Source organism: Chitinophagales bacterium (genome assembly GCA_020636535.1).
Lineage (GTDB): Bacteria > Bacteroidota > Bacteroidia > Chitinophagales > JADIYW01 > JADJSS01.
Genome location: JACJXT010000011.1, coordinates 1905175 through 1916904 on the forward strand (window position 1 = coordinate 1905175; position 11730 = coordinate 1916904).

An 11730-nucleotide genomic window follows, 5' to 3' on the forward strand; every position below is an offset into this window, starting at 1 on the left:
ACAAAAATAAATCAACTATTAATATTACAAAAAACTTACAATGGCAACATTAAATGAAATAAAAACTTATTTAATTGACTTACAACAAAACATTTGTACTGCACTAGAAACTGTTGATGGCAAAGCAAAATTTATTAGCGATAAATGGACAAGAGCTGAAGGTGGTGGTGGAGATACAAGAGTAATTAGCAATGGAAATGTGTACGAAAAAGGTGGCGTAAACTTTTCACATGTATTTGGCAAATTGCCTGAAGTAATTAAAACAGAAACTACCAATGCTAATTTTTTTGATGCTACAGGCGTATCGATTGTAATACATACTCAAAATCCGTTTGTGCCAATTATACATATGAATGTGCGTTATTTTCAGATGAAAAAAGAGGAAAACAGTAACGAAATTGTAGATTGTTGGTTTGGTGGTGGAATTGACCTATCTCCTGCTTATCCAAATGAAGTTGATACAAAATATTTTCATGAACAATTAAAAGCAGTCTGCGATAAACATGATAGTTCATATTATGAAAAATTTAAACCATGGTGTGATGATTATTTCACTATACAACACAGAAATGAAATGCGTGGCGTAAGTGGTATTTTTTATGATCATTTACGACCAAATGAAACAACAAGTAAAAGTCAATTTTTTGAATTTATGCAAAGTGTAGGCAATGCATTTGCTCCAATTTACACAGAAATATCAAACAGAAATAAAGAAAAAACATATACTAAATTTAATAAAGAATGGCAAATGATTCGTAGAGGAAGATATGCTGAATTTAATTTGGTATATGACAGAGGCACTTCATTTGGTTTAAAAAGTAATGGCAGAGTTGAATCTATATTAATGAGTTTGCCACCACAAGCTATTTGGCAATACAATCAACAACCATTAGAAAATAGTGAAGAAGCAAAAGCACTAGCATTTTTTCAACCAAAAAATTGGATTAGTTAGCAATTTTACTATTTTGATGATATAAATAATATCCAATAGTAATGCCAACAATATTTGCTACAACATCATAAATGTCTGCACTTCGGTTGGCAATATAATTACCTTGTACAAACTCTATTAATAAACCAACACTAATACACCAAACAATTGCTATTAATTTTATATATTTATATTTTATATTACTAAATATTACCAATAATAACATAATACAATATATTGCTATATGTACTATTTTGTCGAAATAAATTTTATCTAGAAAATTATATTTGGGCAATTCGCTACCTGGTAAAAAACAAATATAGAAAGTAATGCCTGTCCAAATTAGTGCAGGTAAAATTCTAATATAACTGTGTTTAAAGATTTGATTAGTGTCCAACTAATTCTGCGTAAGCGGTGCTATCCATCAAATCGTCTAAATCAGCAATATTGGTCATTTTTACTTTAACCATCCAACCATCACCATAAGGTTGGTTATTAATTAATTCTGGTTGACTTGCCAATAGTTCATTTTGCTCTAAGATTTCTGCACTAACAGGTAAATACAAATCAGATACTGTTTTAACTGCTTCTACCGAACCAAAAATTTCATCTTTTTCTATTGTTTCACCTACTGTCTCAATATCTACAAAGATAATATCGCCTAGTTCGCTTTGAGCAAATTCAGTAATACCAATTAAAGCAGTATCATCGTCTAGCACTTTAATCCATTCGTGTTCTTTGCTGTATTTTAAATCGCTTGGAAAATTCATATTGTTTGTTTGATGTCAAAAATAGTAAAAAAATAAAGACCATTTTATTTTTAGATAAATTTTGATTAGTTTTTTATTCAATCATCAAGTGAAAACACTTGATATGATGTAAAAAGCCAAAGTTTAATAAACTTTGGCTTTTTTGTTTTGTAATCTAGCTAGATTACTTTTTGTAGTGTACTAATAAGGTTTAAAACTGTACGGCATATTTACAAAGCAAGCCACCCATTATTGCAAAACAGAAAAACCAATAGCCAAAATTGATAAAAATATACTTTACACTTTTTCTTTCAAATAGAGCATTGGTTGCTAAAACTGGTAAAATAGTAAATACTGCTACCATTCCACCATGTAAAAAACCATGTCTAAAATATCTAAAGTTATTGCCTACTTTCGCCATAACAGTATCGTAGAGTGTTTTCATATCTGGATTATCTAAAGTACCTTCAAAAGCACCAAAAATTCCAAATTGATGTATTGTTGCAAATTGCAAAGAGAATGCTAACATAATACTCAATAAAAAAGACACACCAAAAACGACCAACATATTGCCTTGTTTTAAGTCTTCTTCTGTTAAGTTACAAGCTTTCATCCAAGCACTGCCAAGTGTTTTTGGATTGTACCAAATAAATCCTAATACCATTGGTACAAATGCTATTAAAATAATAGCTACAAAATTCATTTCCATATAATTACATTTTGAAGTAAATATATAGCATTTTTATTATATCTGCTTTGAATTTGAAATTAGAGCTTTGTTGAAACTATTACTGCAAGTTACAAACTTGCTTTATTTATCATCGTAAGTTATGTTTTGCTAAACTTGCAACAGTGTAAATAGCGTAGATACTTTGCTTTGTTATACTTTGATTATAGATACTGAAACAAGTTCAGTATGATAACTCCAAAAAACTATGCTACTGCTTTGTTTACTAATTCGGCAGCTTCGCTTAATAGAATAGCAGATTCTACTTTTAGACCAGAATCGTCTATCATTTTTTTAGCAATATCAGCATTTGTTCCTTGTAGTCTAACTATAATTGGAATATTAATAGAACCAATATTTTTGTACGCATCAATTACACCTTGTGCTACTCTATCACAACGAACTATTCCACCAAAAATATTAATTAAAATCGCTTTTACATTTTTGTCTTTCAATATAATTCTAAAAGCTTTTTCTACTCTTTCTGCATCTGCTGTACCACCAACATCTAAGAAATTTGCAGGTTCGCCACCACTTAATTTAATAATATCCATAGTAGCCATTGCCAAACCAGCACCATTTACCATACAGCCAACATTGCCATCTAATTTTACATAGTTTAAGCCAACTGCATTTGCTTCTACTTCAGTTTCATCTTCTTCTAGTAAATCTCTTTGTGCTTCTAACTCTGGATGTCTATACAAAGCATTATCATCTAAATTTACTTTACAATCTACAGCTATAATTTGATCGTCAGAAGTTTTTAAAACTGGATTTATTTCAAACAAAGACGCATCATTATCAACATAAGCTTTGTATAAATTGGTAATGAATTTTACCATGTCTTTATAAGCATTGCCACTTAATCCTAAGTTAAATGCAATTCTTCTAGCTTGAAATGCTTGTAAGCCAACAGCAGGATCAATCCACTCTTTAAAAATTTTATCTGGAGTATGTTCTGCTACTTCTTCAATATCCATTCCACCTTCTGTAGAATAAATAATAGCATTGCACTCTTTCATTCTATCTAACAAAACAGATACATAAAACTCTTTTGTAGGCGAAGCACCTTCGTAGTAAACATCTTCTGCTATTAAAACTTTATGTACTACTTTTCCTTGTGGACCAGTTTGTGGTGTAACTAGCGTCATGCCTATAATTTTTTCGGCATTCTCTTTTAATTTGTCTAAATTAGGCGAAAACTTAACGCCACCACCTTTTCCTCTTCCACCAGCATGTATTTGTGCTTTTACAACGACACCTGCTCTTTTATTTTTTTCTTCAATAGCTTTTCCAGCTGCTACAGCTTCTTCAACTGTTGTTGCTACTGTGCCTTCTTGTATTTTTACGCCGTATTTTTGTAATAACGCTTTACCTTGATATTCGTGTAAATTCATGGTTCAAAAATAAAATACATTCTTCAATTAACCTAATGTATTTTGTTTCATTATTACAAATGCTAAATAAAAAGTAAATTTGTACAAAATTAATTGCCATTAATACACCTATTGAATATTTAAAGCGATTGGATAATGCTGTACTGCAAATTTATTTAAGTGAGCATGTTTGCATTGTTGCAATTGTTGATGCGTCTATTAATAAATTAGTAGAGATTAAGTACTTTTTTTATACTACAATGGGTGAAATAAGTGCTGCTTTAAGTAGTGTTTTGATGGTTGATTTTAAACAAGTAAAAGTTTGTTTTCAAACAGAACAATTTGTGTTGTTACCAAATGAAACTGCAAATGCCAAATATATTTTTAGTCAACTTGGTATAGATGTAGCAAATGATGCTTCGATTCTAAGTAATGAAATTAGTAACAAACATATTTATTATATTGTTCCGAATGATATTATTGCTTTTTTCGACAATCGATTTAAAGCAATACAATGGTTGTACGGACAAACTGGTTTGATTAATAGAAAAAATCAATCCATTAATAAAAAAATAGTAAATATTTATATTGAACAGTCGATATTAGGTATTGCAATTAAAGAACAATCAGATATTTTATTTTTTAATTTATATAATATTATTGAAAAGGAAGATGTATTGTATTATATACAATTAGTTTTTAAACAACTAGCGTTAGATAATGAAACGCAAGTAATTAATGTTTACGGATTTATAGAAGAGCAATCGCCAATTTATACTTTATTATATGATTATTTTAGACAAATTGAAATTGATAGAACTATAAAAAGAACAGCCAATTTATTATTTAACGATGATGAACAAACACTAAATTATTTTGTAAATTTACTATTTGTTTAATATGAGAATTGTATCTGGAAAACTGAAAGGCAAACATTTTTATCCTCCCAAAAATATACCAGCAAGACCAACCACCGATATTGCTAAAGAAGCATTATTTAATATTATATGGAATAATTTTGATTTTGAGGAAATAAAGTTTTTAGATTTATTTGCTGGAACTGGAAATATTGGTATGGAAATGTATTCGAGAGGTTGTACTCAAATTACTTCGGTCGATTTATCGCCTATTAGCATTGGTTTTATTCAAAAAATGAGTAAAGAAGTCAATATTCCTAATCATATTATTATTAAAGGTGATGCTGTTGCATTTGCTAAAAATGCTATGCAGACTTACGATTTAATTTTTGCAGGTCCACCATATAAATTAGAAGTCATTGATGACATTCCAAACATTATCCTAGAAAAAAACATATTGGATAAAGCTGGTTGGTTTATTTTAGAAACATCTGCTAATCACGATTTTTCTAATCATCCGAATTTGTTGCAAGTAAGAAATTACGGACAAACACATTTTTGGATTTTTACACACGAACAGTTTTCAGAATAACTTTCTATACTTAGATTTATTAGCAGACAGTATATGCGATACACGCGTAAAGAAAGTTAAACAAGTTTTCTTTACACAAATTAACCAGTTAATAGATTGGCAACAAATTAGTACAGTAATAGATAAGTATTACACCAAAGGCACAAGTGCAACAGGCAAGCCAAGTTATGATGGATTGTTATTATTCAAAATCTGTTTACTACAAACATGGTACGGACTAAGTGATTACGAAGTAGAAGACAGAATAAATGACAGCCTCTCCTTTAGTTCTTTCTTAGAATTAACCATAGACCAAACCTCACCAGACCATAGTACCATAAGCAGATTTAGAACAGCAATGACAGGAGCAGGAGCATATGATGAACTATTAAAACAGATAAACAAACAATTAGAAAGGCATCAAATACTAGTAAAGACAGGAGCTATAGTAGATGCCAGTATAGTAGAAACACCATTAAAACCCAAAGGAAAAAGTAATTATGAGCTTGAAGCACAACAACAACAACAAGAGCAATCACAAGAAGTACCAACAAAGACGGTAGAAAAAAAATACAGTACAAGTGTAGACATAGAAGCAGCATGGATAAAGAGAGGCAAACAACTAAAATATGGCTATAAGAAACACTATGTAACAGACAACGAAGGATTAGTATTAGGCGTATTAACCACCAAAGCAAGTGTAAATGAAATTAGTAATCTAGAAACGGTATTAAAAACAGCAGACTTACCAAAAGACATAGCAGTAAAAGCAGACAAAGGTTATCAATCAGAGAAGAATAATGAATTGTTAAAGACATTAGGATTAAAAAATAACATATTAAAAAAAGCAACTAAAAATAAAGCATTAACACAAGCCCAAACAGATTATAACAAACTAATAAGCAAAACCAGATATAAAATAGAACGCACTTTTGGCAGTATAAAAAGATGGTTTAACGGCGGTATAGCAAGATACAGAGGCATAGCCAAGATGCACACACAAAACATAATGGAAGCCATAGCATATAATTTATACAGAAGTCCAGGGATACTTATGTCCAAAGCATAAAAAAGCGAAGAAAAGTAAAAAAAAAGAGTACTAAACAAACAAAAATCAATCAAAAAAGATAAAAAATAACAAAATAAGCCAATAAAACAAACAAATTAAAATATAACAAATATAAACTAATGAATATAATAAATAAAAAACAAAAATTTCACCTTTTGCAACGGTCTCAAATAGTTTGTCGGTATAAATAATTATACTTAAGTTGTTTATTGGTAGCTTCTATTAAAGAATTAGAAAAAATAATATCTTTTTGAGCAATTAAATGGTTTATACCATCAATATTGGCTAGTAGTTTATTTTCACTTCCATCATCTGTTAGTAAGTTTGGTTTTCTATTTTAAAATAAATTAGTTTTTAAAATAATAATCTTACTACAAAAAAAGTCTAATGCAATATAATTAATTTCTTAGTAATATTGTTAGAACTATTACTGATATTTACAATATAGTTACCATTAATTAAATCAAATATAGCTATTTCTTCTTGTTGATGTTGCAATTGTTGTTGTTTAATCAACTGTCCAACTTCATTATAAATGCGTACGGTATATAAATCATTAGTAGTACTTAATCCATCAATATAAAAATAATTTACAGCAGGATTGGGATACACTTTTATAGCATCTAAATTACTATTGTGAATAGCAGACACACTTCCACAACTAGTATTATTAATAAAAGAACTTCTATAAGTATTCAAAACAGCATACATTCTTGTAACTTGTCCATTGGTAAACATATTCATACACGCATCATCAACATAATCCATATAATTCATAAACATTTCACCATTACTACCAGTTGCTCCACTACAACCATTTATATTAATTGGAAAAGTTGGACAATCATAGTTTTCAGCTTCTTGCTTTGGTGTATCATTTACAAAATCATTACCACAAAAAGAATCGCCCCAAATATGAAATAAATTTAACCAATGTCCTAGCTCATGTGTCGTTGTTCTACCTTTATTGTATGGATAACTTGCCTGTCCAATAGTTCCAAATGCTCTATAATCTACAACTAATCCATCATAAATTGCTGGAGTTTCATCAGGAAATGTACCATAACCTAAAGTACCATCATCAAATTTTACTATCCAAATATTCAAATACTTTGTTTTGTCCCAGCCATCTATACCACCATTTACACTTTTTTTGATTATAGTTTCGTCAGCTGCTTCAGCATCAAAACTATTCTGACTTACTTGTTTTCTTTCAATACCACTTGTTGCATTACCATTTGGGTCAGTGGTTGCCAAACAAAATGTAATATTTGCATTTCCTATACTAGAATAAAACGGATGAGTATTAGCCAATTTATCGCTATTCAAATTATTAAAATCTTGATTCAAAACATCAATTTGAGATTGAATTTGTGCATCACTAATATTTTGTGTACTATTATTATACAAAACATGTACTACTATAGGAATATTTACTGTCACTGCTCCAGTTCTAAAGCTAGATAGATCAATTTTATCATAGTTGGCATTGAACGAATCCATTTCAGCTTTCTTTTCAGGATATTGTTCAAAAAGCTGATTTAATTTAATTTGCGATGCACACTTTTCCACAGCTAAACTAATTTTAGTGAAGTAACATAAGCTTAACAGTAGTATAATCGAAGGTTTAATCATAGTATTTATAGCATTTCTTAGGTTTCAAAATTAAAACTTTTTATTCAAAAATACTTAAAATTATTAAATCTTTATATGTGGAGAACTTGTGGACTTTTGTTTGAGTAAACTATGCAAATTGTGTATTTTTGCGTCCGAATTAAATAATAGCAATAATGGCAAATATAGGTAAAATAGCACAGGTTATTGGTCCAGTTGTAGATGTTAGTTTCTCTGACGATGCTGCACTACCAAAAATTTTAAATGCACTTGAAGTTAAAACAGATGATGGTTCTAATTTAGTATTAGAAGTTCAACAACACTTAGGTCAAGATGTTGTTCGTTGTGTGTCTATGGATAGTACAGAAGGTTTAAGAAGAGGTATGCAAGTAGTAGATACTGGCGACCAAATTATTATGCCTGCTGGCGATGCTATTAAAGGTAGATTATTTAATGTTATTGGAAAAGCAGTTGATGGTATTGGTGAAGTAAGTAAAGAAGGCGGTTATTCTATTCACAGAAAACCACCTAGATATGAAGACTTAGCAACTTCAAAAGAAGTTTTATATACTGGTATTAAAGTTATTGACTTGATTGAGCCATATGCAAAAGGTGGTAAAATTGGTTTGTTTGGTGGTGCTGGTGTTGGTAAAACGGTACTTATCATGGAACTAGTAAACAATATTGCTAAAGGTCATGGTGGTTTATCGGTTTTTGCTGGTGTTGGTGAAAGAACAAGAGAAGGTAACGACTTATTAAGAGAGTTTTTAGAGTCTGATGTAATTAAATACGGAGAGAAATTTAAACACTCTATGGAAGAAGGCGATTGGGATTTAGCATCTGTAGATAAAGAAGCATTAAAAGATTCAAAAGCTACTTTAGTATTTGGTCAGATGAATGAGCCACCAGGAGCAAGAGCAAGAGTTGCTTTATCTGGTTTAACATTAGCAGAATACTTTAGAGATGGAGATAGCGAAGACGGAAAAGGTAAAGACATTCTTTTCTTCGTTGATAATATATTTAGATTTACACAAGCTGGTTCAGAAGTATCTGCACTATTAGGTCGTATGCCATCTGCGGTAGGTTATCAACCAACTTTGGCAACAGAAATGGGTTTAATGCAAGAAAGAATTACTTCAACTAAGAGTGGTTCAATTACTTCAGTACAAGCAGTTTATGTACCTGCAGATGACTTAACGGATCCAGCACCTGCTACAACTTTTGCTCACTTAGATGCTACAACAGTATTGAGTAGAAAAATTGCAGAGTTAGGTATTTATCCTGCAGTAGATCCATTAGATTCTACTTCAAGAATCTTAGATCCACAAGTAATTGGTACAAGACACTATGGTGTTGCTCAAAGAGTAAAAGAAATCTTACAAAGATATAAAGAACTACAAGATATTATTGCAATCTTAGGTATGGATGAGTTAAGTGAAGAAGATAAATTAGTAGTACACAGAGCAAGAAGAGTACAAAGATTCTTATCTCAACCATTCCATGTTGCAGAACAATTTACTGGTTTAAAAGGCGTTTTCGTTTCTATAGAAGATACTTTAAAAGGTTTTGAAATGATTATGGACGGAGAAGTAGATGAATATCCAGAAGCTGCCTTTAACTTAGTAGGTTCTATTGAAGATGCAATAGAAAAAGGTAAAAAATTATTGGCAGAAGCTAAAAACTAATAAACAATGAATTTAGTAATTCTTACACCAGAAATAACTGTATTTAGTGGCGAAGCTAAAAGCGTTTCTCTTCCAGGAGAAAGTGGTAGGTTTCAAGTATTAGAAAATCATGCTGCCTTAATTGCTGCTTTAAAAGAAGGTGAGGTAAAAGTAGAAACTGCTAATGATAAAAACACTTACACCATTAAAAGTGGTATAGTAGAAGTATTAAACAACAAAGTGTCTGTGCTTACAGAAGGCATTGTTGCATAAAATAAACAACCAACCAAATTAAAAATGAAGGAAGACTAGCAATAGTCTTCCTTTTTTTATTATTAGACCTCTTTATATAATAGATTTTATGTATAAATTTTCTTGCTTTGTTACTCTATTCGTAGCAGTAGTCTCTCAAAGAGGACTCTGCGAATAATGAATATTTAGAAAAGTTTAAACAAGTACATATAATACCAATTAATTCAATTGTAAGTATAAAAAAAGAGTCCAAAAGAAAAGTTATAATTGCTTATGATAATGAAGAGTCTATTAGGGTTTATGTAAGATTAATATTTAGCAATGTAGATGAATTTATAAACTGTTTCAATATCTATTCGTAGCAGTAGTCTCTCGAAGAGGACTCTGCGAATAATGGATATCTAGAAAAGTTTAAACAAATACATATAATACCAATTAATTCAATTGTAAGTATAAAAAAAGAGTCCAAAAGAAAAGTTATAATTGCTTATGATAATGAAGAGTCGATTAGGGTTTATGTAAGATTAATATTTAGCAATGTAGATGAATTTATAAACTGAGACCGTTGCAAAAGGTGAAATTTTTGTTTTTTATTTATTATATTTATTAGTTTATATTTGTTGTATTTTAATTTGTTTGTTTTATTGGCTTATTTTGTTATTTTTTATCTTTTTTGATTGATTTTTGTTTGTTTAGTACTCTTTTTTTTTACTTTTCTTCGCTTTTTTATGCTTTGGACATAAGTATCCCTGGACTTCTGTATAAATTATATGCTATGGCTTCCATTATGTTTTGTGTGTGCATCTTGGCTATGCCTCTGTATCTTGCTATACCGCCGTTAAACCATCTTTTTATACTGCCAAAAGTGCGTTCTATTTTATATCTGGTTTTGCTTATTAGTTTGTTATAATCTGTTTGGGCTTGTGTTAATGCTTTATTTTTAGTTGCTTTTTTTAATATGTTATTTTTTAATCCTAATGTCTTTAACAATTCATTATTCTTCTCTGATTGATAACCTTTGTCTGCTTTTACTGCTATGTCTTTTGGTAAGTCTGCTGTTTTTAATACCGTTTCTAGATTACTAATTTCATTTACACTTGCTTTGGTGGTTAATACGCCTAATACTAATCCTTCGTTGTCTGTTACATAGTGTTTCTTATAGCCATATTTTAGTTGTTTGCCTCTCTTTATCCATGCTGCTTCTATGTCTACACTTGTACTGTATTTTTTTTCTACCGTCTTTGTTGGTACTTCTTGTGATTGCTCTTGTTGTTGTTGTTGTGCTTCAAGCTCATAATTACTTTTTCCTTTGGGTTTTAATGGTGTTTCTACTATACTGGCATCTACTATAGCTCCTGTCTTTACTAGTATTTGATGCCTTTCTAATTGTTTGTTTATCTGTTTTAATAGTTCATCATATGCTCCTGCTCCTGTCATTGCTGTTCTAAACCTGCTTATGGTACTATGGTCTGGTGAGGTTTGGTCTATGGTTAATTCTAAGAAAGTACTAAAGGAGATACTGTCGTTTATTCTGTCTTCTACTTCGTAATCACTTAGTCCGTACCATGTTTGTAGTAAACAGATTTTGAATAATAACAATCCATCATAACTTGGCTTGCCTGTTGCACTTGTGCCTTTGGTGTAATACTTATCTATTACTGTACTAATTTGTTGCCAATCTATTAACTGGTTGATTTGTGTAAAGAAAACTTGTTTAACTTTCTTTACGCGTGTATCGCATATACTGTCTGCTAATGTGAGTGGCTTATTTATTTTCATAACTCTAATATACTAACTTATAGTATAATTACAAACATTATTCTATATTATTTTTTATCACTGCCTTGCAACGGTCTTAAACTGTTTCAATAGTACAGCTTATGAAATCACTTTAGTATAAATAGATAATGTTGCCAACAA

12 protein-coding genes are annotated in these 11730 nt (G+C 30.3%); 6 read left to right on the forward strand and 6 right to left on the reverse strand.

The features are described 5' to 3' along the window. Positions 1-40 precede the first annotated feature (40 nt). Positions 41-952: an oxygen-dependent coproporphyrinogen oxidase gene (hemF, locus tag H6553_08785; protein ID MCB9033918.1), complete on the forward strand. Its 912-nt coding sequence runs from the start codon at positions 41-43 to the stop codon at positions 950-952. Here the strand turns inward: hemF and vanZ are convergent. The 4 genes from vanZ to sucC all read right to left on the reverse strand — a co-directional run bounded on the left by vanZ (position 945) and on the right by sucC (position 3804). Then, on the reverse strand, positions 945-1328 hold the full coding sequence (gene vanZ / locus H6553_08790) for a VanZ family protein (GenBank protein MCB9033919.1): 384 nt from the start codon (positions 1326-1328) through the stop codon (positions 945-947). The genes hemF and vanZ overlap by 8 nt on opposite strands. Next, positions 1318-1701 (reverse strand): glycine cleavage system protein GcvH, encoded by a 384-nt coding sequence (gene gcvH, locus H6553_08795; protein MCB9033920.1) that lies wholly within the window; start codon positions 1699-1701, stop codon positions 1318-1320. Before gcvH ends, vanZ begins: the two co-directional genes overlap by 11 nt. Before the next feature lie 190 nt (positions 1702-1891). Beyond that, a complete protein-coding gene (locus tag H6553_08800) occupies positions 1892-2389 on the reverse strand; it encodes a DUF1761 domain-containing protein (GenBank protein ID MCB9033921.1) in 498 nt (165 codons plus the stop codon). A 224-nt stretch (positions 2390-2613) separates the two neighbouring features. After that, on the reverse strand, positions 2614-3804 hold the full coding sequence (gene sucC / locus H6553_08805; protein MCB9033922.1) for an ADP-forming succinate--CoA ligase subunit beta: 1191 nt from the start codon (positions 3802-3804) through the stop codon (positions 2614-2616). 128 nt (positions 3805-3932) lie between these two features. On the opposite strand from sucC, the gene H6553_08810 reads away from it, so the two are divergent. Genes H6553_08810 through H6553_08820 form a run of 3 tightly spaced genes read left to right on the forward strand, consistent with a single transcriptional unit; the run spans position 3933 to position 6280 of the window. Then, a complete protein-coding gene (locus H6553_08810; GenBank protein MCB9033923.1) occupies positions 3933-4682 on the forward strand; it encodes a DUF3822 family protein in 750 nt (249 codons plus the stop codon). Between the two features lies 1 nt (position 4683). Then, the gene (locus H6553_08815) at positions 4684-5232 is read left to right on the forward strand and encodes an RsmD family RNA methyltransferase (protein ID MCB9033924.1); all 549 of its coding nucleotides are present in this window, start codon (positions 4684-4686) and stop codon (positions 5230-5232) included. A 31-nt stretch (positions 5233-5263) separates the two neighbouring features. Beyond that, positions 5264-6280, forward strand: a complete 1017-nt coding sequence (locus H6553_08820) for an IS5 family transposase (GenBank protein MCB9033925.1) — start codon at positions 5264-5266, stop codon at positions 6278-6280. 384 nt (positions 6281-6664) lie between these two features. Here the strand turns inward: H6553_08820 and H6553_08825 are convergent, their stop codons facing one another. Beyond that, complete coding sequence (locus tag H6553_08825) at positions 6665-7852, reverse strand: T9SS type A sorting domain-containing protein (GenBank protein ID MCB9033926.1); 1188 nt, start codon at positions 7850-7852, stop codon at positions 6665-6667. Positions 7853-8070: 218 nt separating this feature from the next. Here H6553_08825 and H6553_08830 point away from each other — a divergent pair, with 218 nt between their 5' ends. Then, on the forward strand, positions 8071-9579 hold the full coding sequence (locus H6553_08830) for a F0F1 ATP synthase subunit beta (protein ID MCB9033927.1): 1509 nt from the start codon (positions 8071-8073) through the stop codon (positions 9577-9579). A gap of 6 nt (positions 9580-9585) precedes the next feature. Continuing rightward, complete coding sequence (atpC, locus tag H6553_08835; protein ID MCB9033928.1) at positions 9586-9831, forward strand: ATP synthase F1 subunit epsilon; 246 nt, start codon at positions 9586-9588, stop codon at positions 9829-9831. 705 nt (positions 9832-10536) lie between these two features. On the opposite strand, the gene H6553_08840 is transcribed toward atpC, so the two are convergent. Then, complete coding sequence (locus tag H6553_08840; GenBank protein MCB9033929.1) at positions 10537-11589, reverse strand: IS5 family transposase; 1053 nt, start codon at positions 11587-11589, stop codon at positions 10537-10539. Positions 11590-11730 lie beyond the last annotated feature (141 nt).